This is a genomic window from Enterobacter sp. FW301-JW81 (genome assembly GCF_058788735.1).
In genome coordinates this window covers 88,947-114,809 of sequence record NZ_JBYTBA010000003.1, presented here as the reverse complement: position 1 = coordinate 114,809, position 25,863 = coordinate 88,947, and the positions used below count along the sequence as shown (strand labels likewise).

The window sequence follows — 25,863 nt, the reverse complement described above, 5'->3', positions numbered from 1 at the left end:
ATGTCTGACGACATGTCTTCTTTTTCGCCTTCGTCAGCGGGCGAACGGGGTGTACTACGTTCTATGCAGGAGGTTGCGATGAGCTCCCAGGAAGCCAGCAAGATGCTGCGCACTTACAATATTGCCTGGTGGGGCAATAACTACTACGACGTCAACGAACTGGGCCACATCAGCGTCTGCCCAGACCCGGACGTCCCTGAAGCGCGCGTGGATCTCGCTAAGCTGGTAAAGGCCCGCGAAGCACAGGGCCAGCGTTTACCTGCACTGTTCTGCTTCCCGCAGATCCTGCAACATCGCCTTCGTTCTATTAACGCCGCGTTCAAGCGCGCGCGTGAATCCTACGGCTACAAGGGCGACTACTTCCTGGTTTACCCGATCAAGGTGAACCAGCACCGCCGCGTGATTGAATCCCTGATCCACTCCGGCGAACCGCTGGGCCTGGAAGCGGGCTCCAAAGCGGAACTGATGGCCGTTCTGGCGCACGCGGGCATGACCCGTTCGGTGATCGTGTGCAACGGCTATAAAGACCGTGAATACATTCGCCTCGCGCTGATCGGCGAGAAGATGGGCCACAAGGTCTATCTGGTTATCGAGAAGATGACCGAAATCGCGATCGTGCTGGAAGAGGCCGAACGTCTGAACGTGGTGCCGCGCCTTGGCGTGCGTGCGCGTCTGGCGTCGCAGGGTTCCGGTAAATGGCAGTCCTCCGGCGGTGAAAAATCCAAGTTCGGCCTGGCGGCGAACCAGGTGCTGCAGCTGGTGGAGATCCTCCGCGAGCGCGGTCGTCTGGACAGCATTCAGCTGCTGCACTTCCACCTCGGTTCGCAGATGGCCAACATTCGCGATATCGCCACCGGCGTGCGTGAATCGGCGCGTTTCTACGTTGAGCTGCACAAGCTTGGCGTGAATATTCAGTGCTTCGACGTGGGCGGCGGCCTGGGCGTGGACTATGAAGGGACCCGCTCGCAGTCTGACTGCTCGGTGAACTATGGCCTGAACGAATACGCGAACAATATCATCTGGGCGATCGGCGACGCCTGTGAAGAGAACGGCCTGCCGCATCCGACGGTGATCACCGAATCCGGTCGCGCGGTGACCGCGCACCATACGGTGCTGGTCTCTAACATTATCGGCGTTGAGCGCAGCGAAACTACCGAAGCGACGCCTCCGGCAAATGATGCCCCGCGTTCCCTGCAAAGCATGTGGGAAACCTGGCAGGAGATGCACGAGCCGGGCACGCGCCGCTCCCTGCGCGAATGGCTGCACGACAGCCAGATGGATCTGCACGACATTCACGTCGGCTACTCTTCAGGCACATTCAGCCTGCAGGAGCGCGCGTGGGCCGAGCAGCTCTATCTGAACATGTGCCATGAAGTGCAGAAGCAGCTCGACCCGAGCAACCGCGCGCACCGTCCGATTATCGACGAGCTGCAGGAGCGCATGGCGGACAAGATTTACGTCAACTTCTCGCTGTTCCAGTCGATGCCGGATGCCTGGGGTATCGATCAGCTGTTCCCGGTTCTGCCGCTGGAAGGGCTGAACCACGCTCCGGAACGTCGTGCGGTGCTGCTGGATATCACCTGTGACTCCGACGGCGCTATCGACCACTACGTTGACGGCGACGGTATCGCAACAACGATGCCAATGCCGGAATACGACCCGGAGAACCCGCCAATGCTGGGCTTCTTTATGGTCGGGGCGTATCAGGAGATCCTCGGCAACATGCATAACCTGTTCGGCGATACCGAAGCGGTTGACGTGTTTGTCTTCCCTGACGGCAGCGTGGAAGTTGAGCTGTCCGACGAAGGTGACACCGTGGCGGACATGCTGGAATACGTGCAGCTGGATCCGAAAACGCTGCTGACCCAGTTCCGCGACCAGGTGAAAAACACCGGTCTGGACGACGCGCTGCAGCAGCAGTTCCTGGAAGAGTTTGAAGCGGGTCTGTACGGGTACACCTACCTGGAAGACGAGTAGGTTAACCTCCCTCTCCCGGTGGGAGAGGGGCGGGGTGAGGGCAGCAGGCTGCTGTGCCGCTGATGCCCGGTGGCGCTGCGCTTACCGGGCCTACGTATGTAGGCCGGATAAGGCGGAGCCGTCATCCGGCAGAATGCTATACTCACTTGAACCCGCATGCATTACCGGCGATAATTCGCCCCAATTAGCGATTTACGAATCAATCCCTTCCTCGTCGGGTTTAACGACGCGGAGGGGATTTTTTTTCATCTGTTTTTAATGTATCGACGTTAAAAGAGGTCAGGACATGAGCACTTTAGGTCATCAGTACGATAACTCTCTGGTATCTAACGCGTTTGGTTTTTTACGCCTTCCAATGAACTTCCAGCCGTACGACAGCGACGCTGACTGGGTGATCACCGGCGTGCCGTTCGACATGGCAACGTCCGGTCGCGCGGGCGGTCGTCACGGCCCGGCGGCGATCCGTCAGGTATCCACCAACCTGGCGTGGGAGCATAACCGTTTCCCGTGGAACTTCGACATGCGCGAGCGCCTGAACGTGGTGGACTGCGGTGACCTGGTGTACGCCTTCGGCGACGCGCGTGAGATGAGCGAAAAGCTGCAGGCCCACGCCGAGAAGCTGCTGGCTGCCGGCAAGCGCATGCTCTCCTTCGGCGGTGACCACTTCGTGACCCTGCCGCTGCTGCGCGCTCACGCCAAGCACTTCGGTAAAATGGCGCTGGTGCACTTCGATGCGCATACCGACACCTACGCGAACGGCTGCGAGTTCGACCACGGCACCATGTTCTTCACCGCGCCGAACGAAGGTCTGATCGACCCGAACCACTCCGTGCAGATCGGCATCCGCACCGAGTTCGACAAAGACAACGGCTTCACCGTGCTGGATGCGGGCCAGGTCAACGATCGCGGCGTGGACGACATCATCGCGCAGGTGAAGCAGATCGTCGGTGATATGCCTGTCTATCTGACCTTCGACATCGACTGCCTGGATCCGGCCTTTGCGCCGGGTACCGGTACGCCGGTGATCGGCGGCCTGACCTCAGACCGCGCCATCAAGCTGGTGCGCGGCCTTAAGGACCTGAACATTGTCGGGATGGACGTGGTGGAAGTGGCGCCAGCCTATGACCAGTCCGAGATCACCGCGCTGGCCGCGGCGACCCTGGCGCTGGAAATGCTCTACATCCAGGCGGCGAAAAAAGGCGAATAAGCCTTACGCGCTGAGTGCTGCTGCGCGACGCATGCGCAGCAGCAACATTCCGCCCGCCAGCAGGGTGATAGCCTGCGACACGACCAGCACCGAAAAACCTGAACTGACCGATCCCGCCGATTTCATCACTATCCCCATCAGCAGCGGAATAAACGCCGCGCAAATATTCCCAATCCCATTAATTATGCCGTATGCGCTACCTACTGCTTCCCGCGCGGCGTGGTGCTGGATCACCGCGGGTATCGCGGCGCCCTGCAGTCCCCAGAAAGCGTTGGCGGACAGCATAAACAGCGCCAGCCATGCGGGCTGATGGCTGAGCATCAGCGCGACCACGGACAGTGCCGTCAGCGCCCCGCCCACCACAAACAGCACCGGTGCCTGCTCCGGGCGCATTTTATCGAGCAGCACGCCGCCCAGGAACTTGGACCCCAGGCTCAGGAGGAAGGGAATGGCCGCAAGCATGCCCGTGGCGTGCAGCGAGAAGTGGTGCTCGTCACGCAGCCATGCGGGCAGCCACGCGCTGCTGCCCCACAGATAGCTCAGCGTGGCGATTTCAACCAGCAGGATCCAGCCCAGCAGCGGCGTCTGCCAGGCGAGCGTGAGGGTGCGGGCAAACCCCGGTTTTTTCACCGTTGAGCGGCTGCGAGGTGCAGGAAGAAAACGCCAGATTAACCCGCCGCCCAGCAGAAGATTGACTGCCGCCAGCGCATAGAACGAGCCGGCCCAGCCCAGATGGGCCATCAGCCAGGTGACCATTGGAAAGCCCACGGCCAGCCCGAGCGAGACGCCCAGCGCGGTGACGGCGTTGGGTTTGCCGATCTCCTCTGCGCGAAAGTTGTCGCTGATAAAGCGCGTCTTCAGTGAAAAGAGCGGTCCTTCGGCAATACCCAAAATCACGCGAGCGATGAGCATGCCCATCAGCGATCCCAGCAGCGGAGAAACCGCGCAGACCGCGGCCCAAATCGCAATGCTGCTTAATAATCCCTGCCGATAATGGAGCTTGCTTTCAATAACTGGCGTTAATAATAAAGCCGAAAACCCATAACCCAGCAGAAAGCATGTCATGAGCATTCCCTGTAACATTCTGTTTTCATTTAGCTGAAAATGTTCGGCAAATTCCGGGTTTAAAATCATTACCGAAATATTTACCCGGTCAACGTAGGAAATAATAATGAGTAATAACAGTGCAATTGTGCCTTGCCATCTTGCCGTCATAAATCCTGCCTTGTGCGTGCGGTTATTTATATTTTTATGAGAGTGATTGTCACGGAGCTAAAATGATTCACCTGTGAAACTCATTGTTTATTAAAAATAAAATAAAAATGAGTTTCACAGGTGAAACGCTATGCTCTGCAACTCTTTTATTTTTAAGGAAGAAAAACAAAAGAAGTCAATATCTCTTTCTTTAAATTTAAAACCATCGATAAAACGTATTCATTCACGCAGCAATAATGAAAATTTCATATCGCTGCATTTTTTCGTGATCCTTTGCACACTTAGCTAATTAATTACCTTGTTATTAACAAATTTGTCACATTGGCGCTTGACGAAACATTCATCGCTTTTATATTGACCGTATTAAATAAGAAACAGAGTTTCATATATGAAACAAAAGCCTGGAGGATCGTGATGAGCTGGATAGGCGTATGTGACGCAGAACAAGTACAGGAAGATTTCCCTTTTAGCGGCAGCGTAGACGGTAAAGAGATCGGCGTTTATTTGATTGACGGTGAATATTACGCGCTGGAAGACGTATGCCCGCACGCTTATGCCCTGCTGAGCCAGGGCTTTGTGGAAGACGGAAAAGTTGAATGCCCCCTGCATGAGGCGGTGTTCGACGTCAAAACCGGCCAGTGCCTGCACGGCCCCGGAGGTCGCAACCTCAACCGCTACCCGGTTCGGGTGTTTGAAAACCAAATCCAGATTACCTTCGTCGAGGAGACCGTGGCATGAGCAATACCCTGAACTACAACCCGGCGCTGCCGGAAAGCCGTCAGTTTACTCCGCCTGCCGAGGGCGGCAACGGTGCCATCCATAAGCCGGGTGAGTACCAGAACCTGATCTGGCAAACCCGCAGCCGCGAGCCGGAGAGCTGGGAAGTGAACCTGATTGCCACGCTGGAAAATCTCTTCGAACAGGGCGTTGAAACCCTACCGGAACTGGTGAACGGCCTGAACGCGGTGCGCATGCACGACCAGCAGGGCGAGCCGTGGAGCGACGCCAGCTTCCAGGCATTCTTACAGGTTAACGGCTACTGAGGACAACGCGATGACGACTACCGTACAAAACTATCTCGATAAAGGCCTGCGCGGCCTCTGGTATCCGGTGCTGGCGAGCTGGGAAGTGCAGTCTGCTCCTGTGGGCATTACCCGCCTGGGCGAGCAGATTGTGGTCTGGCGCAATAAAGACGGCCAGGTGCAGGCGCTGGAAGACCGCTGTCCGCACCGCGGCGCGCGCCTGTCGATGGGCTGGAACCTGGGTGACCGCATCGCCTGCTGGTATCACGGCGTGGAAGTGGCGGGCAACGGCGAGGTGAAAGATGTGCCCGCCGTGGACAAATGTCCGCTGGTCGGTCAGCAGTGCGTGCGCAGCTATAGCGTGCAGGAAGCGCACGGCGCGATCTTCCTGTGGTTCGGCGTCACCGCTGACCAGCAGCCGGACGAGCTGGCCTTCCCGGATGAGCTCGCCGACACGGAGAATTTCAGCAACTTCCTCTGCACCGCCGCGTGGAAATGCAATTACCAGTACGCGCTGGAAAACGTGATGGACCCGATGCACGGCACCTATCTGCATTCATCGTCGCACTCGATGGCGGAGGGGGATCGCAAGGCCGACATGGTGCTCCAGCCGACCAAAACCGGCTTCATCTTTGAGAAGAAAGGGCAGAGCGGCGTCAACTTCGACTGGGTTGAGCTCGGCAACAGCGGCACCTGCTGGATGCGCCTCTCTATTCCTTACAAGAAGCGCTTCGGACCGGGCGGCCACTTCTTTATCGTCGGCATGGTGGTGCCGGAAGATAACGACAACTGCCGCGTCTTCTTCTGGCGCATCCGCCGCGTGCAGGGCTGGCAGCGCGATATGTGGCGCTTCATGTACCGCAACCGTCTGGAAAAACTGCACTGGGAAGTGCTGGAGCAGGACCGCGTGGTGCTGGAAAGCCTGGCCCCAAACGCCCGCGACCATGAATACCTGTACCAGCACGATGTCGGTCTCTCCCGCCTGCGCCGCATGATGCAAAAGGCAGCGAAAGAGCAGCTGGCGCTGCGCGAAGAACAGCAGGGAGCCGCCTGATGAACGGGCTGCTGAGCGGCAGGCGCATCGTGGTGACCGGCGCCGCGCGCGGGCTGGGCTATCACTTTGCCAAAGCCTGCGCGGAGCAGGGCGCCGCAGTGGTGATGTGTGACATCCTCGAAGGCGAGCTGGCTGAAAGCGTGCACGGGCTGGGCGAGCAGGGTTACGCGATCGAATCGCACGTTATCGATCTGGCCGATCCGCATTCCATTGAGCAGGCGTTTAGCGCCATTGGCGAGCAGGGGCAGATCGACGGCCTGGTGAACAACGCGGCGATGGCGACGGGCGTGGGCGGCAAAAACATGCTCGATTACGATCCTGACCTGTGGGACCGCGTGATGAGCGTGAACGTCAAAGGCACCTGGCTGGTGACGCGCGCCGCCGTGCCGCTGCTGCGCGAAGGGGCCGGGATTGTAAACGTGGCGTCCGACACCGCGCTGTGGGGCGCGCCGCGCCTGATGGCCTACGTCGCCAGCAAGGGCGCGGTGATTGCCATGACCCGCTCAATGGCGCGCGAGCTGGGTGAAAAACGCATTCGTATCAACGCCATCGCCCCGGGATTAACCCGCGTCGAGGCAACCGAATACGTTCCGGCCGAGCGGCATCAGCTTTACGAAAACGGTCGCGCATTAATGGGGGCGCAGCAGCCGGAAGATGTCACCGGCAGCGTGGTCTGGCTGTTAAGCGATCTGTCGCGGTTCATCACCGGACAGCTGATCCCGGTCAACGGCGGTTTTGTCTTTAACTAAGGTAGGGCGATGATGGCAAACGATCGGGAAGTGAAGTATCTGGTGCCGGGGCTGGAGCGCGGCCTGCAGCTGCTGTTGGCCTTCGGCGAGCAGCATCGCGAACTGACCTTTGCCGAGCTGCACCGGCTGGTGGATATGCCGAAGGCGACCGCCTACCGCGTGGTGCAGACCCTGGAGTTTATGGGCTTTCTGGAGCGCAACGCGCGCACCAATACCTTCTCGCTGGGCATGAACGTGCTGCGTCTCGGCTTTGAGTACATCGCCTCGCTGGACGTGGCGCAGGTCGGCCAGCCGGTGATCGAGCAGCTGCGCGACGTAAGCCAGTGCAGCAGCCACTTGGCGATCCGCGACGGGCGCGACATTATCTACATCGCCCGCGTCAGCGCCGCCGGGTCGCGCATCAACCAGGTCAGTATCGGCACCCGCCTGCCGGTGCACTGTACCTCGCTCGGCCGCATGCTGCTGACCGATATTTCCCGCGCCGATTTTGAACAGCTGTTCCCGCATGAGCGCCTGCCGGGCAACACGCCGGGGCAGCTACACGACCGCGAAGCCCTGTGGCAGATGGTGCAGCAGGACAAAGCCCGCGGGTACGTGATTGGCGAATCCTTCTTCCGCCACGGCATCTCCTCCATTGTTTACCCGGTGTATGACCGAAGCCACCGCGTGGCGGCGGTGGTCAGCATTCTGGTGCCGTCGGAGGAGATCCCGCAGGCCGACCGCGAGCGCCTGCAAAACGAGGTTCGCCTCGCGGCGGATAAAATTTCTGGCTTCTTAGGGTACCTGTCACAGGCCAGTTAAATCAGTGAGTTAACGTCAGGCGCTTGACCGCGTCGGGCATGTTTTACGCCCAATTTGGGCCAGATGAGGCAACGAACGATGAGTGTAACCGGAATTGAAAAGCTGGAATTTGGCGTGGAAGACCTGACGCACTGCGCCAAATTTATGCGTGATTTTGGCCTGACGGGCGATGCCAGCGGCCAGCGTTTTACCACCCTGAGCGGCGCGCGCGTGGAGCTTAACCCGATCGACAGCCCCGACCTGCCGCCGGCGTTTGAAGCGGGCAACACCCTGCGCCGCATGACCTGGGCGGTGGCTACCCGGGAAGACCTGGAGGCGCTGCGCCCGAAGCTTGCGCAGCAGCCTGGCTTTCGCGAAGTGGGTGACGCGCTGGAGTGCCTCGACCCGAACGGCATGACGCTGCGTGTGCAGGTTAGCCAGCAGACCGACGTGGAGCTGAACGTTGAGCCGATCAACCAGTGGGGCGACGTTCGCCGGATCGACACGCCCAGCCCGGTTTACGATCGCGCCCAGCCCATCAACGTGGGGCACGTGGTGTTCTTCGTGGAGGAGCTGGCGGCGGTGGAAAAATTCTACCGCGAGGTGCTCGGCTTCCAGGTCTCGGACCGCTACATCAACCGCGCCGTGTTCCTGCGCTGCGGCGCGCGCGGCGGCCATCACAACCTGTTCCTGCTGCAGCTGCCGAACCGCAAGCGGGGTCTGAACCACGTGGCCTTCACCGTGCGCGACATCCACGAGGTGATCGGCGGCGGTATCGCGATGAATAAAAATGACTGGAGCACCTTCATCGGCCCGGGCCGCCATCCGGTGTCGTCGGCGTACTTCTGGTACGTCAACAGCCCGACCGGCGGCGCGTTTGAGTATTACACCAACGACGACTATTTGACTGAAAACTGGCAGCCGCGCGAGCTGGAGCACTCGCTGGTCTCCTTTACCGAATGGGCGGTGGAAGGTGGGATTGACCACGACACGCGCCGCCAGCAGAAAAAGCCGGAGGCGGTATGACGTCGCGCATTGTCATTATCGGCGGCGGCCAGGCGGGCGGCTGGGCCGCGAAAACCCTGCGCGACGAGGGCTTCGACGGGGAGATTTGCGTGGTGGCAGAAGAAGAGTGGGATTTCTACGAGCGCCCGCCGCTGTCAAAAGCGTCTCTGCTGGAGCCGGACGCGGCGCTCCCAAGGCTGTTTACCGACGAGGCGCAGCAGGCGCTGAACCTGAGCTGGTACCGCCCGCTGCGCGCAGAGCAGATCGACCGCGAGGCGAAAACCGTGCGTTTGAGCAACGGCGAATGCCTTAGTTACAACATTCTTTTAATTGCCACCGGAGGGCGGGCGCGCCTGCCGGGCGAGGCGTGGTCAGGACATCCGCAGGTCTACACCCTGCGCCACTGGCAGGACGCGCAGCGCCTGAAGCGTCGCCTGGCGGAAAGTCACAAACTGGCGATTATCGGCGGCGGCTGGATTGGCCTTGAGATTGCCGCCTCTGCGCGGAAAAGCGGCGTAGCGGTCACGCTGTTCGAGCAGCAGCCCGCCCTGTGCATGCGCTCGGTGAGCGGCGAGGTGTCGCAGCGCTTAGAGGCTATCCATCGCGAGCAGGGCGTGGATATCCGCACCGGCTGCGGCGCGCTGGAGCTGGAGGACGATAACGGCCTGCCGGTTATTCACTGCGACGGCCAGCGTGAAACCTTTGATGCGGTGGTGGTGGGGATCGGCGTCGATCTCAATCTGGAGCTGGCCCGCGACGCCGGGCTGAAAACCGAGCGCGGGATCGTCGTGGATGCCCAGGGGCGAACGTCGGATCCGTTCATCTTTGCCGCCGGCGATGTGGCGCAGCATCATCACTACGGCCTGTGCATTCAGTCCTGGGCCTTCGCCCAGAACCAGGCGGTGGCGACGGCGAAAGCGATGCTCAACCCCGATGCGCCAGGCTACGAAGACGCGCCGTGGCTGTGGTCGGATCAATATCAGCACAATATCCAGATCCTCGGCATTCCGCAGCCGGGCAGCAGAACGGTCGTGCGTGAAGAGGCGCTGTACTTCTCGCTGGACGACAACGGGCGGCTGACGCAGCTGGTGGCGTTCAACGACGCGCGCACCGTCAAGCTGGCGAAGCGCTGGATGGCAGCGGAGCGGGATTTATCGGATGTACCGCTCGGCGACCCGGCTTTTTCACTGATGTCATTGCGATAGCTAACCCGCACCCGTAGGGGGAGACATGACCACATTAGAGACTAACACCGCGCCCGCTGAGGCGAGCGGTGAGGGAACCCGCACGCCCGAAAAAGCGGTGCGCTGGGCCATCCCGCTGTCGCTGCTGGCCTGCGTGCTGCTGGCGTTCTTCGACAAAATCAGCATCGCGGCGCTGTTTTCCGACGGCCATTTCCAGCAGGCGATGGGCATCGATTTCGACACCACGCGCCTCGGCATTCTGATGAGCGCCTTTCTGCTCAGCTACGGCTTTTCGTCGGTGTTTTTAAGCGGGCTGGGCGACAAAATTGCGCCGCTGCGCCTGCTCACCGGGATGATGGCGGTGTGGTGCGTGCTGATGGTGGCGATGGGCTTCACCCATAACTACACGCTGATGATCGTGCTGCGCATTCTGCTGGGCGTGGCGGAAGGGCCGCTGTTCCCGCTGGCCTTCGCCATCGTTCGCCACAACTTCCCGCAGCATCTGCAGGCGCGAGCCACCATGCTCTGGCTGCTGGGCACGCCGGTGGGCGCGGCGATTGGCTTCCCGCTTTCCCTCTGGCTGCTGAACACCTTCGGCTGGCAAAGCACCTTCTTCGTGATGGCGATGCTCACCGTGCCGGTGCTGATCTTTGTGCGCATCGGCCTGCGCGGGATCCGTCTGGATACGAAGCCCGGCACTTCGCAGACGTCTCAGGACGAGCGCCGCGCCGCGCGCCGCGAGCTGTTCGTCAGCCCGCACTTCTGGATCATTTGCATCTTTAACATCGCCTTCCTGACCTACCTGTGGGGCATCAACGGCTGGCTGCCGGGCTACCTGATTAAGGGCAAAGGCATTCACCTGGAGCACGCGGGCTGGCTGTCGTCGATGCCGTTCATCGCCATGCTGGCGGGGGAAGTCATCGGCGCGTGGCTCTCTGACCGGGTCGATAAGCGCGCGGCGGCCTGCTTTATCTCGATGGCGGGGGCGGCCGTCGGGCTGGCGGCGGTGATGCACCTCGATACCCCGCTGGCCGTCATCGCGGCGATGAGCTTCAGCACCTTTATGTGGGGTACCGGCGCACCCAACATTTTCGCCCTGCTGGCGAAGGCCACCCATCCGCGGGTGAGCGCCACGGCGGGCGGCATTTTCAACGGGCTGGGAAATTTTGCGGGCGCGCTGTCGCCAGCGGTGATGGGTGCGTTAATCGCCTTCACCCACAGCATGGATTCCGGGCTGATTTTTCTGGCGGTGATGGCGGCGGTGGGCTGCGTCCTGTTACTGCCGCTGCTGAGACGTTACTGAGGAGAGTGTCATGACTGATTCAACCGTAACCAACACATCAGGCATCAAGCCTGACCACCTGACGATGGAAGAGTGGGTCGAGTCGCGCATTGCGCGCTTCGAAGGCCGCAAGTACGACTGGAACGCGCTGAAGTTCCAGGCCGATTTTGACCCGAAATACCGCCGCGCGCAGATGCGCTACATCGGCACCGGGGCAACGGGCGTGGCGAACGACACCAACACCGTGCAGGCGGACCATTTTACCTTCTCCACCATGGTGCTGCCGTCGAAGTGCGAAGGGCCGCTGCACCTGCACGACGACGTGGAAGAGGTGTTCTTCATGCTTAAAGGGCAGATCACGCTGATGATCCAGGACGGCGAGAACTACACCGAAACCGTGCTGCGCGAGCGTGACCTGATCTCCGTCCCGCCGGGCATCTATCGCGGGCTGTTTAACCACGGGGAAGAAGAGGCGCTGATGTGCGTCATGCTGGGGACCAACAAGCCAGAAATCCCGACCTATCCATCCGATCATCCGCTTTCGAAAGTGAAGCGGAGCTAAGGGGGCATGATGACGGGTTTTCGTGAACAGGGAAGCGGCATTCCGCTGATGCTGCTGCACGGCATCAGTTCAGGCGCGGCCTCCTGGCATAAGCAGATGGAACTGGCAGGTTTTCGCGTGCTGGCGTGGGACATGCCCGGCTATGGCGAAAGCCCGATGCTGGCGGTTGAGCGCGCGAACGCGGGGGATTACGCCGACGCGCTGGCGGCGATGCTTGACCGCGCGGGCGTCTGGCAGGCGGTGCTGGTCGGGCATTCGCTCGGCGCACTGGTCGCCAGCGCCTTTGCGGCGAAGTTCCCGGATCGCGTCATCCATCTGGTGCTGGCGGACGCCGCGCAGGGCTACGGCAATGCCGCACCGGCGCAGCGCGAGCAGGTCTGGCGCAGCCGCGAGCAGCAGATAGCGCTCGGCGGCGACATCCTCGCTCAGACCCGCGCCGCGAAGCTGCTGCGCCCCGGCGCGCGCGCGGAAGATATCGCTGTCGTCGCGGCGGGCATGCGCGGGCTGCGCCCTGAAGGCTATCTCGCCGCCGCGTGGATGCTGGCGCATGACGACATTCACGGCTGGCTCAAGCGCTACGCCGGTAATTTCGAAGTCTGGTGCGGCGAGCAGGATGCCATCACCCAGCCGGAGCTGGTACACGGGCTGGCGCTGCGCTACGGCATGCCGTTTACCGCTATTCCCCAGGCCGGGCACGCCAGCTATCTCGATAACGACGCGTTTTTTAACCAACAGCTTTTACGCATTAACGAAGAGGTGCGCGATGAATGCACAAATTGACGGGCGCGTAGCGGTCGTTACCGGCGGTTCTTCTGGCATTGGCTTTGAAACGCTGCGCCTGCTGCTGGGCGAAGGGGCAAAAGTGGCCTTCTGCGGCCGCGATCCGGACCGGCTCGCCAGCGCCCACGCGGCGCTGCAAAACGAATACCCCAACGGGGAGGTTTTCTCTTACCGCTGCGACGTGCTGAAGGCCGACGAGGTTCAGGCCTTTGCGGACGCCGTCCAGGCGCGCTTCGGCGCGGCGGATATGCTGATTAACAACGCCGGGCAGGGCTACGTGGCGCACTTCCAGGATACCCCGCGCGAGGCGTGGCTGCACGAAGCCGAGCTCAAGCTGTTTGGGGTGATCAACCCGGTACAGGCGTTTCAGCCTCTGCTGGAGCAGTCGGATATCGCCTCCATTACCTGCGTGAACTCCCTGCTGGCGCTGCAGCCCGAGGAGCACATGATCGCCACCTCTGCCGCCCGCGCCGCGCTGCTGAACATGACGCTCACGCTTTCGAAAGAGCTGGTGGGCAAAGGCATCCGCGTGAACTCCATTTTGCTCGGCATGGTGGAGTCCGGGCAGTGGCAGCGCCGCTTTGAGAGCCGGACGGACAAAAGCCAGAGCTGGCCGGAGTGGACGGCTGAAATCGCGCGCAAAAGAGGCATTCCGATGGCACGCCTCGGCAAGCCGCAGGAGCCCGCGCAGGCGCTGCTGTTCCTCGCCTCGCCGCTGGCCTCGTTTACCACCGGTGCCGCGCTGGACGTTTCCGGCGGCTTCTGCCGCCATCTGTAAGGACGCATCATGAAAAAGGTTATGTTGATTGGTTTTGGCGCCATGGCGCAGGCGGTGATTGAGCGTCTGCCTGCCGGGGTGGCTATCGGCTGGATTGTGGCGCGTGAAGCTCACCACGCCGCCATTCAGGCACAGTTTGGCGATGCGGTGGTAGCGCTGGCCTCTCCGATGGATTGCGTGCAAACGCCGGACCTGGTGCTGGAGTGCGCCAGCCAGCAGGCGGTAGCGCAGTACGGCGAAGGCATTCTGCGTCGCGGCTGGCATCTGGCGGTTATTTCCACCGGCGCGCTGGCGGACAGCGCGCTGGAGCTGCGTCTGCTCGCGGCGGGCGGCAGGCTGACGCTGCTCTCGGGTGCGGTTGCCGGCATCGACGGGCTGGCGGCGGCGAAAGAGGGCGGGCTTGAGCGCGTGACCTACCGGTCGCGCAAAAGCCCGGCCAGCTGGCGCGGCAGCTACGCCGAACAACTCATCGATCTCAGTTCGGTATCAGAGGCGAAGGTTTTCTTTGAGGGCAGCGCCCGCGAGGCTGCGCGTCTGTTTCCGGCCAACGCCAACGTGGCGGCAACCGTGGCGCTCGGCGGTGTGGGGATGGATGAGACCCGCGTGCAGCTGATGGTCGACCCGGAAACGACACGCAACACCCACACGCTGCACGTCGAAGGGATGTTTGGCGAGTTCCACCTGGAGCTGAGCGGGCTGCCGCTGGCCTCTAATCCCAAAACCTCCACCCTGGCGGCACTGAGCGCGGTACGCGCCTGCCGCGAGCTGGCCCTGAGCTGAGGAGTGACGATGGACGAACTGAAGATTTTTATCGGCGGTCACTGGCGACGCGGCAGCGGCAACCCGATGCAGAGCCACTTCCCGGCTGACGGGTCAATTAACGCTGCGCTGAACGCGGCGAGTCTGGACGACCTGCAGGAGGCGATTAACGCCGGAGAGCGCGCCTGGCGAGAGCCAGCCTGGCGCAACAGCCTGCCGCACATCCGCGCGAAGATCCTGCACAAGGTTGCGGATTTAATTGAATCCCGCGTCGACGAGCTGGCGCAGATGCAGAGCCGCGATAACGGGAAGCCGCTGGCGGAAGCGCGCGGGCTGGTGATGAGCGCGGCGGGAACGGCACGCTATTTCGCCGCCGCCTGCGAGCTGCTGGAAGGGGAGCTTCCAACCCCGCGTCAGCCTGATGTGCTGACGCTGAGCCGCTATGAGCCGCTCGGCGTGGTGGCCGCCATCACGCCGTGGAACTCGCCGATTGCCAGCGAAATGCAAAAAGTTGCGCCGGCCATTGCTGCCGGTAACGCGGTGATCCTGAAGCCTGCCGAAGCGACGCCGCTGATGGCGCTGGAGCTGGCGCGCATCTTTGAGCAGGCCGGGCTGCCCGCCGGGCTGCTGAGCGTGCTGCCGGGCAAAGGTTCGGTGATTGGCGATGCGCTGGCGCGCCATCCTAAAGTGCGCAAAATCTCCTTTACCGGCGGCACCACCACGGGCCGCCATCTGGCGCACGTCGCGGCAGAAAAGCTGATCCCGGCATCGCTGGAACTGGGCGGCAAATCTCCGACTATCGTGCTGGACGATGCCGATATTGAACGGGCCGCGCGCGGGATCTGCTACGGCATTTTCAGCTCCGCGGGACAGGCGTGCATCGCGGGTTCGCGGCTGTTTATCCACGAGAGCATTTACGCCCCGCTGATGGCGCGGCTGCTGGAGTTAACCCGCGGCCTGCGCGTCGGGCACCCGTTTACCGACGGCGTCCACGTTGGGCCGCTGATCAATGACAGGCATCGTCAGAGCGTGCAGGAATATGTCGAGCTGGCGAAGCGCGAGGGGGGCCGCGTGCTGTGCGGCGGGGAGATCCCGGCCGATCCTAATCTTGCGAACGGCAGCTTCTTCCAGCCCACGATTATCGAAGGGCTGAGCAACAGCGCCCGCGCCTGCCAGGAGGAGATCTTCGGCCCGGTGCTGGTGGCGATGCCGTTTCGCGATGAAGCCACGCTTATCCGCGAGGCGAACGACTCGGTTTACGGCCTGGCCGCGGGGATCTGGACGCGCGATACCGGACGCGCGCTGCGCCTGAGCGAGCAGCTGGAAGCGGGCACGGTGTGGATCAACACCTATAAGGTCTTTGCCATTTCGACCCCGTTCGGGGGCTTTAAAGAGAGCGGTCTGGGCCGCGAAAAAGGCATTCAGGGGCTGAAAGCCTGGATGCAGCAAAAGAGCATTTATCTGGCGACGGGTAACGGCGTCAACCACTGGTGCGACTGAGAAAGGGTGAGCAATGAGCGAAATGATAACCGTCGGCGACGCCATCGCCAGAACGCTGGAGCAGTATCAGGTTGAGGCCATCTACGGCGTCATCTCCATTCACAACCTGCCGATCGCCGATGCGGTAGGGCAGCGCGGCAACATCCGCTTCGTGCCCGCGCGCGGCGAAGCCGGTTCCGTCACCATGGCTGATGCCCACGGGCGCTTTTCCGGCCTCGGCGTGGCGCTGACCAGCACCGGCGCGGGGGCGGGGAATGCGGTAGGCGCGCTGGTGGAAGCGATGAACGCCTGCACGCCGCTGCTGCACTTAACCGGGCAGGTGGAAAAGGCCTGGCTGGATGCCGACACCGGGTTCATCCATGAAACCCGCGACCAGCTGACCTTCCTGAAGGCCAGCTCAAAGCGGGCGTACCGCATCAGCAACGCCAGCCAGGCGATAGCGATTCTGCATAAAGCGATTCAGGATGCCCAGACGCCGCCGTGCGGGCCGGTCTCCGTGGAAATCCCGATTGATATTCAGGGGGCGAAAATTCCGCTGTCGCTGGTGACCGCCCCGGTGAAACCGGTGTCGGGTGTAAGCGTTGATTCGAGCGTTGTCGATACGCTGTGGGCGCAGCTGAAGCAGGCAAAACAGCCGCTGCTGTGGCTGGGCGGCGGGGCGCTGGGCAGCGCTGATGCCGTGAAAAAACTGGCGGATGCGGGTATCACTGTTATCTCCAGCACCCACGCGCGCGGCGTGCTGCCGGACGGCCATCGCGCCAGCCTGCGGGCGTTCCACAACTCGCCGTCGGTTGAGGGGCTCATCGCGCAGTGTGACTTTACGCTGGTGGCGGGCTCGCGCCTGCGCAGCAACGAAACCCGCTCCTGGACGCTTGAGCTGCCGTCCCCGCGCGTGCAGATTGATATCGACCCGGCAGCGGCCAGCCGTAACTACCTGATGGACAACACGCTGGTCGCCGACTGTTCCGCGTTGCTTGGCGCGCTTGCAGACAAAATTCAGGGCCGCGAGTGGGGCAACGCACAGTGGGATACGCAGGTGCAGCAGGCGGTTGAGCAAGCCGAACAGGGGCTGCGCGAGCAGTGCGGCGCCTACGCGAAGCTCAACGACGCCATCGAGAAGGCGCTGCCGAAGGACGGCCTGCTGGTGCGCGATATCACCGTGTCCGGCAGCCTGTGGGGGAGCCGACTGTTCCGCGCCAACGGCCCGCTGATGAACATTCACTCTCTGGCCGGGGCGATTGGCATGGGGCTGCCGATGGCGATCGGCACCGCGATTGCTAACCCGCAGCGCAGGGTGGTGGGGCTGGTGGGCGACGGCGGCCTGAGCCTGAACTTGGGCGAGCTGGCGACGCTGGCACAGGAGAAAGCCAACGTGACGCTGCTTATCATGAACGATGGCGGCTACGGCGTGATGCGCGGCATTCAGGATAAGTATTTCGGCGGGCGGCAGTATTACAACGAGCTGCATACCCCGGACTTCACCCTGCTGGCACAGGCAATTGGCCTGCAGGCGTGGAGCGTTGAGCGAGCGGAGGATTTTGATGCCGTGATGACGGAAGCGCTGGCGATGCCGGGGCCGTCGGTGGTGGAAGTGCGAATGGGGCAGATTGGCGCGCTGAAGTTTGCCGGGCCGCCGCAGAAGACGCTTTACTAGCTGTTTCCCCTCACCCCAACCCTCTCCCAAAGGGAGAGGGAGAAAACTGTAGGCCGGGTAAGGCAAAGCCGCCACCCGGCTTTTTTCATCAGAACACGTTAAACGGGTATTCCACATAAGCGCGGATCTCGTCCCCGCCCACGTTGTAATCGCTGGCGTTGCTGGAGACGCGCAGGACGGAATAGCGCAGCTTCAGCTTCAGATCTTTCGCCGGGCCATCCTGCACCTGGTACTGGATCTGGTTAAACCACTCGTGCTCTTTGCCGTTGCTGGTTTCAGACGTTTTGATGTTGTCGCCGCGCACGTAGGCGGTGGTCCAGCTCAGACCCGGCAGGCCTAGACCCGCAAAGTCCAGACCGTACGAGGCCTGCCACGAGCGTTCGTCTTCACCGTTGAAATCTGACCAGTAGGAGTTCGCCAGCCAGATGGTGTTGCCGCCGTCACCCACGCCGCCCCGATCGCGGTAGCCGCCGTAGTTGTAGCCGGTGCTGCCGCTGCTCTGCTGGTACGCCACTTTGAACGTGTGAATATCCCAGATGTAGCTTGCCGCCAGGCTCCAGATGGTGTTGCTGCGGCCGGTGTTGAGGCTGTCAGCGTAACCCTGGTCGAGACGGGAGTTATAGCCGTTGAAGTCGAGCACCAGCTGCTGTCCGGTGCTGAACGGCTGTTTGAAGTTCATGCCCAGGTACTGCTTGTTCATCACCTCTTCGTTATGAGAGGCGTACAGCGCGCCGCTGAACTGGTCGTTGAACTGGTAGCTCGCGCCGCCGAAGGAGAGGCTCTTCAGCCCGCTGTCGTGGCGATCGTCGCTTTTACGCTGCTCGTCGGTGAAGTAACCGGCGTTGATTTCCAGACCGTCGATCTCTTTTGAGGTCAGCATGGTGCCGGTATAGCTTTCAAACAGCAGGCGGGAGCTGTCGGCATTTACGATGGGCAGCTCAGGGCGCTGATTCCCGTAGCTCAGTACGGTATTCGAGATGCGCATTTTGGCGGTTGCGCCAAACTTTGCCAGATCGGATTTTGCCCGGCCGTCGTCTTCCTGCTTAAAGAAGTCGATGCCGCCCGCGCCGCTCTTGCCGCGGCCGCCGTCCAGGCGCACGCCGTACTGCGCGATTCCGTCCACGCCAAATCCCACCAGCCCTTCGGTATAACCGGATTCAAAGGTGGCAATAATACCCTGGCCCCATTCGGCCTTATCCTGCTGGCCCTGATGATAATCGCGGCTGATGTACGCATTGCGTAAAAACAGGTTCAGATGGCTGTCGTCAATAAAACCCTGGCTGTCGGACTGCTGGCTTGCAGCGGCGGGTAATGCGGCAAATAAGCTTAAAGCAACTAATGATAATTCTTTTTTCACGGAGGGAACGTCTCTGTCTGGATATATTAATTTGAATAACTGCGAAGGGATAATTACCGGAAAGAGTAACGTTTGCAATAATTATGTGACCAGACATTTCAATGGTAAGTGCAGATTTGGCGGGGCTTTGCGGGGAGTTATCGATACGTGCGGTTAAGTTAACAATTCATGCGAAATAAAAAGGAGGCAAATCTGCCTCCTTCCCAAATTATTTAATTCCGTCTGCGGCCATACGGTCGCGAATATGTTGTGCGCGCGCTTCTGAGGCTGGGTGATCGTCAAACATGGAGCTTTGGCGTCCCGCTTCCAGTTTGGCCAGCTTTTCGAAGCTGGTGGCTAAACCTGACGGATTAATACCGCGTTTGCGCAACAGGTCGTAGGAGTAGTCATCCGCTTCGGACTCCTGACGCTGTGAGAACTGGGAGTTAACCAGTTTTTCACCGACATCGCCAAGCTGTGACTGTGACAGGCTGCCAACGATACCGCCCGCAGAGGCCGCCGCTGCGCGGATAGCATTGGTGCCCAGCGCAACCTGCATCCCTTTCTTCACGTGGCCGAGTGCAACGTGGCCCATTTCATGGCCGATGACCGCTTCGACTTCATTGTCGGTCATCATATCCATCAGCCCGCTATAAACGCGGATACAGCCATTCGCCATCGCGAACGCGTTCACGTCTTTCGCCATGTAAACCTTGTAGTTCACCGGCTGGCCGTTGATGTTATCGCCCAGCGCGGAAGCGATCTTATTCAGACGCTGCGTGTAGGTACTGTTAGCCGGCGCAAGCGTGGCTTTTCCGTCCATATCTTTACAGGCCTGGTCGCTCAGCGCTTTTACCTGCGCGTCGCTCAGGGAATAGGCCTGAAAGGCTTCTGCGCCTGAGGTCATCAGGCCGTTAGAATCCATATTCTGACAGCCGCTCAGCAGGAGCGTTGTACCCAGGGCCAGCACTATTGCACGCATTTTCATGATGTTGCTTCCGTACTCGTTAATCTGAATAAAATCCGAAAAATGCACCGTCAGCGAAGCCGGTGTCGGGCTAAGTATAAGGAAGATCTACGAGGCCGGGCGAGCAGATTGCGCAACATGCGAGCATGATCCAGAGATTTCTTAAGCTGCAAAAGAATGCTCCATGTACATGGCATGCCGCTTGGGTTACATTGTTGGCACTTTTTTCCGGCGTAGCCCAAAACGCGCTGTCGTCAAGGGCATGGCCTTTAACAGTCCGATCTGGAGTTAAAATGTCCTCACGTAAAGAGCTTGCTAATGCTATTCGTGCGCTGAGCATGGACGCAGTACAGAAAGCCAAATCCGGTCACCCAGGCGCCCCTATGGGTATGGCTGATATCGCCGAAGTCCTGTGGCGCGATTTCCTGAACCACAACCCGCAGAACCCGTCTTGGGCTGACCGCGACCGTTTCGTACTGTCTAACGGCCACGGCTCTATGCTGATTTATAGCCTGCTGCATCTCACTGGCTACGATCTGCCTATCGAAGAGCTGAAAAACTTCCGTCAGCTGCACTCCAAAACTCCAGGTCACCCGGAAGTGGGCTACACCGCTGGCGTAGAAACCACCACCGGCCCACTGGGTCAGGGTATTGCTAACGCCGTGGGTATGGCGATTGCTGAGAAGACCCTGGCGGCACAGTTCAACCGTCCTGGTCACGACATCGTTGACCACTTCACCTACGCGTTCATGGGCGACGGCTGCATGATGGAAGGCATTTCTCACGAAGTGTGCTCCCTGGCAGGTACCCTGAAGCTGGGCAAACTGGTTGCGTTCTATGACGACAACGGTATCTCCATCGACGGTCACGTTGAAGGCTGGTTCACTGATGACACCGCTAAACGTTTCGAAGCCTACGGCTGGCACGTTGTGCGTGGCGTTGATGGCCACGATGCGGACTCGATTAAACGTGCGGTAGAAGAAGCGCGCGCAGTGACTGACAAACCGTCCCTGCTGATGTGCAAAACCATCATCGGCTTCGGTTCACCGAACAAAGCGGGCACTCACGACTCCCACGGTGCGCCACTGGGCGACGCGGAAATCGCGCTGACCCGTGAAGCACTGGGCTGGAAACACCCTGCATTCGAAATCCCATCTGACATTTATGCGCAGTGGGATGCAAAAGAAGCGGGCCAGGCGAAAGAAGCTGCATGGAACGAGAAGTTCGCTGCTTACGCGAAAGCCTTCCCACAGGAAGCGGCTGAATTCACCCGTCGTATGAAAGGCGACATGCCGTCTGACTTCGACACGAAAGCGAACGAGTTCATCGCTAAGCTGCAGGCGAACCCATCTAAAATCGCCAGCCGTAAAGCATCTCAGAACGCGATCGAAGCGTTCGGTCCTTGGCTTCCAGAATTCCTGGGCGGCTCCGCTGACCTGGCGCCTTCCAACTTGACCCTGTGGTCCGGTTCTAAGCCAATCAACGAAAATACCGCCGGTAACTACATCCATTACGGTGTACGTGAATTCGGTATGACGGCTATCGCAAACGGTATCTCCCTGCACGGCGGTTTCCTGCCGTACACCTCTACCTTCCTGATGTTCGTGGAATATGCACGTAACGCCGTGCGTATGGCTGCGCTGATGAAACAGCGTCAGGTGATGGTCTACACCCATGACTCCATCGGTCTGGGCGAAGACGGCCCGACTCACCAGCCGGTAGAGCAGGTGGCTTCCCTGCGCGTAACCCCGAACATGAGCACATGGCGTCCATGTGACCAGGTTGAATCTGCCGTTGCGTGGAAATACGGCGTTGAGCGTCACGACGGCCCAACTGCACTGATCCTCTCCCGTCAGAACCTGGCGCAGCAGGATCGTACTCCAGAGCAGCTGGCGAACATCGCTCGCGGTGGCTACGTGCTGAAAGATTGCGCAGGCCAGCCTGAGCTGATCTTCATCGCAACCGGTTCTGAAGTTGAGCTGGCTGTCGCGGCCTGGGACAAACTGACTGCCGAAGGCGTGAAGGCGCGCGTGGTATCCATGCCGTCTACCGATGCGTTCGACAAGCAGGATGCCGCTTACCGTGAATCCGTTCTGCCTAAGGCTGTTACCGCTCGTGTGGCAGTGGAAGCGGGCATCGCTGACTACTGGTTCAAATACGTGGGCCTGAACGGCGCTATCGTCGGCATGACCACCTTCGGTGAATCTGCTCCGGCAGAGCTGCTGTTCGAAGAGTTCGGCTTCACCGTTGAGAACGTTGTCGCGAAGGCGAAAGAACTGCTGTAATTGCTGCTTTGCCCGGTGGCGCTACGCTTACCGGGCCTACAAATGGCACGAAAGTAGGCCGGGTAAGCGCTAGCGCGTCACCCGGCTTTTTTGTCGGCATTATTCCACCTAAAATGTGACGCAAGTCATATAGCTCGCTTATTCATCTGGACAGACATTCCTTTTATTCCCCGATTCGCTTATTCTTGCTGAAGCGTTTCAGTCGATTAAATGTTCGACAATTGACCAATCAATCGCAGTTTGTGACAGCAAGGATTCCCCTTCGGGCGTAGCTGGATTACTCTTTCAGCCACCTCAGACTCAGGGATAGCTTTGCAGGAGATCTATGACCGTACGCGTAGCGATTAATGGCTTCGGTCGCATCGGGCGTAATGTGGTTCGTGCTTTGTATGAATCCGGACGTCGGGCGGAAATAACCGTGGTGGCAATCAATGAACTGGCGGATGCTACGGGCATGGCGCATTTGTTGAAATACGATACCAGCCACGGACGATTCGCCTGGGATGTTCGCCAGGAAAGAGATCGGCTGTTTGTCGGCGACGATGCCATCCGCGTACTGCATGAGAGCAGCATCGCCGGGCTACCGTGGCGTGAACTGGGTGTGGATGTGGTGCTTGACTGTACTGGCGTGTACGGCAGCCGCGAACACGGTGAAGCGCACCTTGCGGCAGGCGCGAAAAAAGTCCTGTTTTCTCATCCCGGCAGTAACGACCTCGACGCGACCGTCGTGTTTGGCGTCAACCAGCATGAGCTGCAAGCCGAACACCGCATTGTCTCCAACGCCTCCTGCACGACTAACTGCATTATTCCGGTCATCAAACTGTTAGACGATGCGTATGGCATTGAATCTGGCACCGTGACCACGATTCATTCCGCCATGCACGATCAGCAGGTTATTGACGCTTACCACCCGGATTTACGGCGCACGCGTGCAGCGAGCCAGTCAATCATTCCGGTGGACACAAAGCTGGCTGCAGGGATCACCCGAATTTTTCCGCAGTTCAATGACCGTTTTGAAGCGATTGCCGTGCGCGTTCCGACGATCAACGTCACCGCAATCGACCTTAGCGTGACGGTAAAAAAACCGGTAAAAGCCTGTGAAGTCAACCTCTTGCTGCAAAAAGCGGCACAGGGGGCATTTCATGGTATAGTTGACTATACGGAATTACCGTTGGTCTCAGTGGATTTTAATCACGACCCGCACAGCGCCATTGTTGATGGCACTCAAACGCGCGTCAGTGGCGCACACCTTATCAAGACGCTGGTCTGGTGTGATAACGAATGGGGCTTTGCTAACCGAATGCTCGACACCACGTTAGCAATGGCCGCTCAAGGTTTCAGGTAAGACGCATCGTGCGTCTGCAAAACTTTAAGAATCAACGAGAGGATTCACCATGTCTGTAATTAAGATGACCGATCTGGATCTGGCTGGTAAACGCGTTTTCATCCGTGCCGATCTGAACGTACCGGTTAAAGATGGCAAAGTGGCCAGCGACGCGCGTATTCGTGCATCTCTGCCGACCATCGAACTGGCTCTGAAGCAGGGCGCTAAAGTGATGGTAACCTCCCACCTGGGTCGTCCAACCGAAGGCGAGTACAACGAAGAGTTCTCTCTGCTGCCGGTTGTTAATTACCTGAAAGACAAACTGTCTAACCCTGTTCGCCTGGTGAAAGATTACCTGGACGGCGTTGAAGTCGCTGCCGGTGAACTGGTTGTTCTGGAAAACGTTCGCTTCAACAAAGGCGAGAAGAAAGACGACGAAGCACTCTCCAAAAAATACGCTGCACTGTGCGACGTATTCGTGATGGATGCCTTCGGTACGGCTCACCGTGCGCAGGCGTCTACCCACGGTATCGGTAAATTTGCTGACGTTGCGTGTGCCGGTCCTCTGCTGGCTGACGAACTGGAAGCGCTGGGTAAAGCACTGAAAGAACCTGCTCGTCCAATGGTTGCTATCGTTGGTGGTTCTAAAGTTTCTACCAAACTGACCGTTCTGGATTCCCTGTCTAAAATCGCTGACCAGCTGATCGTTGGCGGTGGTATCGCGAACACCTTCGTTGCCGCCCAGGGCCACAACGTCGGTAAATCCCTGTACGAAGCAGACCTGGTTGACGAAGCGAAACGCCTGCTGAGCACCTGCGATATCCCGGTTCCAACTGACGTTCGCGTAGCGACCGAGTTCTCTGAAACTGCGACGGCGACCCTGAAGTCTGTAAACGACATCAAAGACGAAGAGCAGATTCTGGACCTGGGCGACGTTTCTGCACAGAAACTGGCTGAAATCCTGAAAAACGCAAAAACTATCCTGTGGAACGGTCCTGTTGGCGTGTTCGAATTCCCGAACTTCCGCAAAGGTACTGAAATCGTTGCTAACGCTATCGCAGACAGCGAAGCGTTCTCTATCGCAGGCGGTGGTGACACCCTGGCAGCAATCGACCTGTTCGGTATCGCTGACAAGATCTCCTACATCTCCACTGGTGGCGGCGCATTCCTCGAATTCGTGGAAGGCAAAGTACTGCCAGCAGTAGCAATGCTCGAAGAGCGCGCTAAGAAGTAAGCCATTCAAGGGCAGGGAAACCTGCCCAAATTTCAGCGCGCTTTTAAGAGCTCGCACCTTTTCTAACGGCCGAAGATACAGGACTAAGCAACATGTCTAAAATTTTTGATTTCGTAAAACCTGGCGTTATCACTGGTGATGACGTACAGAAAGTGTTCCAGGTAGCTAAAGAAAACAACTTCGCTCTGCCAGCAGTTAACTGCGTGGGTACCGACTCCATCAACGCCGTACTGGAAACTGCTGCTAAAGTTAAAGCACCGGTTATCGTTCAGTTCTCCAACGGCGGCGCTGCGTTCATCGCAGGTAAAGGCGTGAAAACCGATGTTCCTCAGGGCGCTGCAATCCTGGGTGCTATCTCTGGTGCGCACCACGTACACCAGATGGCTGAACACTACGGTGTTCCGGTTATTCTGCACACTGACCACTGCGCGAAGAAACTGCTGCCGTGGATCGACGGTCTGCTGGACGCGGGTGAAAAACACTTCGCGGCGACCGGTAAGCCACTGTTCTCTTCTCACATGATCGACCTGTCTGAAGAGTCCCTGCACGAAAACATCGAAATCTGCTCCAAATACCTGGCACGCATGGCCAAAATGGACATGACCCTGGAAATCGAACTGGGTTGCACCGGTGGTGAAGAAGACGGCGTGGATAACAGCCACATGGATGCTTCTGCACTGTACACCCAGCCAGAAGACGTTGATTACGCTTACACCGAGCTGAGCAAAATCAGCCCACGCTTCACCATTGCAGCGTCCTTCGGTAACGTGCACGGCGTTTACAAACCAGGTAACGTGGTTCTGACCCCAACCATTCTGCGTGATTCTCAGGAATACGTTTCTAAGAAACACAACCTGCCGCACAACAGCCTGAACTTCGTCTTCCACGGCGGTTCCGGTTCTTCTGCTCAGGAAATCAAAGACTCCGTAAGCTACGGCGTAGTGAAAATGAACATCGATACCGACACCCAGTGGGCAACCTGGGACGGTATCCTGCAATACTACAAAACCAACGAAGCTTACCTGCAGGGCCAGCTGGGCAACCCGAAAGGCGAAGACCAGCCGAACAAGAAATACTACGATCCACGCGTATGGCTGCGCGCAGCGCAGACGTCCATGGTGACTCGTCTGGAGCAGGCTTTCAAAGAACTGAACGCGATCGACGTTCTGTAATTTGAGCTGCTAACAGCATCAGAAGGCCCGCAAATGC

General features: G+C 59.4%; 23 protein-coding genes. 20 read left to right on the top strand and 3 right to left on the bottom strand.

Annotation, left to right across the window (positions count from 1 at the left end; all coding sequences use genetic code 11):
* A complete protein-coding gene (gene speA / locus AC3WOK_RS11545) occupies positions 1-1,977 on the top strand; it encodes a biosynthetic arginine decarboxylase (RefSeq protein ID WP_492354549.1) in 1,977 nt (658 codons plus the stop codon).
* A 286-nt stretch (positions 1,978-2,263) separates the two neighbouring features.
* Positions 2,264-3,184, top strand: a complete 921-nt coding sequence (speB, locus tag AC3WOK_RS11540; protein WP_014071686.1) for an agmatinase — start codon at positions 2,264-2,266, stop codon at positions 3,182-3,184.
* A gap of 3 nt (positions 3,185-3,187) precedes the next feature.
* Here speB and AC3WOK_RS11535 read toward each other — a convergent pair whose 3' ends face one another.
* Complete coding sequence (locus AC3WOK_RS11535) at positions 3,188-4,399, bottom strand: MFS transporter (RefSeq protein WP_492354548.1); 1,212 nt, start codon at positions 4,397-4,399, stop codon at positions 3,188-3,190.
* 414 nt (positions 4,400-4,813) lie between these two features.
* On the opposite strand from AC3WOK_RS11535, the gene AC3WOK_RS11530 reads away from it, so the two are divergent.
* The 14 genes from AC3WOK_RS11530 (at position 4,814) to AC3WOK_RS11465 (ending at position 17,508) form a co-directional block, all read left to right on the top strand.
* On the top strand, positions 4,814-5,137 hold the full coding sequence (locus tag AC3WOK_RS11530; protein ID WP_023333340.1) for a Rieske (2Fe-2S) protein: 324 nt from the start codon (positions 4,814-4,816) through the stop codon (positions 5,135-5,137).
* Positions 5,134-5,442 carry a recombinase-like helix-turn-helix domain-containing protein gene (locus AC3WOK_RS11525; protein WP_059311645.1) on the top strand — a complete coding sequence of 103 codons (309 nt, stop codon included), beginning with the start codon at positions 5,134-5,136 and terminating at the stop codon, positions 5,440-5,442. Before AC3WOK_RS11530 ends, AC3WOK_RS11525 begins: the two co-directional genes overlap by 4 nt.
* A gap of 10 nt (positions 5,443-5,452) precedes the next feature.
* The gene (locus AC3WOK_RS11520; protein ID WP_059311646.1) at positions 5,453-6,475 is read left to right on the top strand and encodes a Rieske 2Fe-2S domain-containing protein; all 1,023 of its coding nucleotides are present in this window, start codon (positions 5,453-5,455) and stop codon (positions 6,473-6,475) included.
* The gene (locus tag AC3WOK_RS11515) at positions 6,475-7,224 is read left to right on the top strand and encodes an SDR family oxidoreductase (protein WP_063957019.1); all 750 of its coding nucleotides are present in this window, start codon (positions 6,475-6,477) and stop codon (positions 7,222-7,224) included. The genes AC3WOK_RS11520 and AC3WOK_RS11515 overlap by 1 nt, the downstream gene beginning before the upstream one ends.
* A 12-nt stretch (positions 7,225-7,236) precedes the next feature.
* Entirely contained in the window at positions 7,237-8,025 is a 789-nt protein-coding gene (locus AC3WOK_RS11510; protein ID WP_047348187.1) for an IclR family transcriptional regulator, read from the top strand.
* Positions 8,026-8,103: 78 nt separating this feature from the next.
* Entirely contained in the window at positions 8,104-9,030 is a 927-nt protein-coding gene (locus AC3WOK_RS11505; RefSeq protein WP_063428446.1) for a VOC family protein, read from the top strand.
* Positions 9,027-10,214 carry an NAD(P)/FAD-dependent oxidoreductase gene (locus AC3WOK_RS11500; protein WP_492354547.1) on the top strand — a complete coding sequence of 396 codons (1,188 nt, stop codon included), beginning with the start codon at positions 9,027-9,029 and terminating at the stop codon, positions 10,212-10,214. Before AC3WOK_RS11505 ends, AC3WOK_RS11500 begins: the two co-directional genes overlap by 4 nt.
* Positions 10,215-10,239: 25 nt before the next feature.
* A complete protein-coding gene (locus tag AC3WOK_RS11495) occupies positions 10,240-11,496 on the top strand; it encodes an MFS transporter (protein ID WP_059311650.1) in 1,257 nt (418 codons plus the stop codon).
* A gap of 10 nt (positions 11,497-11,506) precedes the next feature.
* Positions 11,507-12,037, top strand: coding sequence for a cupin domain-containing protein (locus tag AC3WOK_RS11490; protein ID WP_059311651.1), 531 nt, complete (start codon positions 11,507-11,509; stop codon positions 12,035-12,037).
* A 9-nt stretch (positions 12,038-12,046) separates the two neighbouring features.
* The gene (locus AC3WOK_RS11485) at positions 12,047-12,817 is read left to right on the top strand and encodes an alpha/beta fold hydrolase (protein ID WP_492354656.1); all 771 of its coding nucleotides are present in this window, start codon (positions 12,047-12,049) and stop codon (positions 12,815-12,817) included.
* Positions 12,801-13,595, top strand: a complete 795-nt coding sequence (locus tag AC3WOK_RS11480) for an SDR family oxidoreductase (protein WP_063957011.1) — start codon at positions 12,801-12,803, stop codon at positions 13,593-13,595. The genes AC3WOK_RS11485 and AC3WOK_RS11480 overlap by 17 nt, the downstream gene beginning before the upstream one ends.
* Before the next feature lie 9 nt (positions 13,596-13,604).
* Positions 13,605-14,375 (top strand): aspartate dehydrogenase, encoded by a 771-nt coding sequence (locus tag AC3WOK_RS11475; protein WP_492354546.1) that lies wholly within the window; start codon positions 13,605-13,607, stop codon positions 14,373-14,375.
* Between the two features lie 9 nt (positions 14,376-14,384).
* Complete coding sequence (locus AC3WOK_RS11470) at positions 14,385-15,854, top strand: aldehyde dehydrogenase (protein ID WP_492354545.1); 1,470 nt, start codon at positions 14,385-14,387, stop codon at positions 15,852-15,854.
* A gap of 13 nt (positions 15,855-15,867) precedes the next feature.
* Entirely contained in the window at positions 15,868-17,508 is a 1,641-nt protein-coding gene (locus AC3WOK_RS11465; RefSeq protein ID WP_492354544.1) for a thiamine pyrophosphate-binding protein, read from the top strand.
* Positions 17,509-17,596: 88 nt separating this feature from the next.
* Here AC3WOK_RS11465 and AC3WOK_RS11460 read toward each other — a convergent pair whose 3' ends face one another.
* Together AC3WOK_RS11460 and loiP are read right to left on the bottom strand one after the other, a co-directional pair.
* Positions 17,597-18,865, bottom strand: coding sequence for an OprD family outer membrane porin (locus AC3WOK_RS11460; RefSeq protein WP_063428465.1), 1,269 nt, complete (start codon positions 18,863-18,865; stop codon positions 17,597-17,599).
* Positions 18,866-19,073: 208 nt separating this feature from the next.
* Complete coding sequence (gene loiP / locus AC3WOK_RS11455; RefSeq protein WP_248225861.1) at positions 19,074-19,832, bottom strand: metalloprotease LoiP; 759 nt, start codon at positions 19,830-19,832, stop codon at positions 19,074-19,076.
* Positions 19,833-20,104: 272 nt separating this feature from the next.
* Here loiP and tkt point away from each other — a divergent pair, with 272 nt between their 5' ends.
* From tkt to fbaA, 4 genes are all read left to right on the top strand, one after another.
* On the top strand, positions 20,105-22,096 hold the full coding sequence (gene tkt, locus AC3WOK_RS11450) for a transketolase (RefSeq protein ID WP_492354543.1): 1,992 nt from the start codon (positions 20,105-20,107) through the stop codon (positions 22,094-22,096).
* Positions 22,097-22,421: 325 nt separating this feature from the next.
* The gene (gene epd / locus AC3WOK_RS11445) at positions 22,422-23,441 is read left to right on the top strand and encodes an erythrose-4-phosphate dehydrogenase (RefSeq protein WP_059311658.1); all 1,020 of its coding nucleotides are present in this window, start codon (positions 22,422-22,424) and stop codon (positions 23,439-23,441) included.
* Positions 23,442-23,490: 49 nt separating this feature from the next.
* Positions 23,491-24,654 (top strand): phosphoglycerate kinase, encoded by a 1,164-nt coding sequence (pgk, locus tag AC3WOK_RS11440; protein WP_492354542.1) that lies wholly within the window; start codon positions 23,491-23,493, stop codon positions 24,652-24,654.
* A 92-nt stretch (positions 24,655-24,746) separates the two neighbouring features.
* A complete protein-coding gene (fbaA, locus tag AC3WOK_RS11435) occupies positions 24,747-25,826 on the top strand; it encodes a class II fructose-bisphosphate aldolase (protein ID WP_042715531.1) in 1,080 nt (359 codons plus the stop codon).
* Positions 25,827-25,863 lie beyond the last annotated feature (37 nt).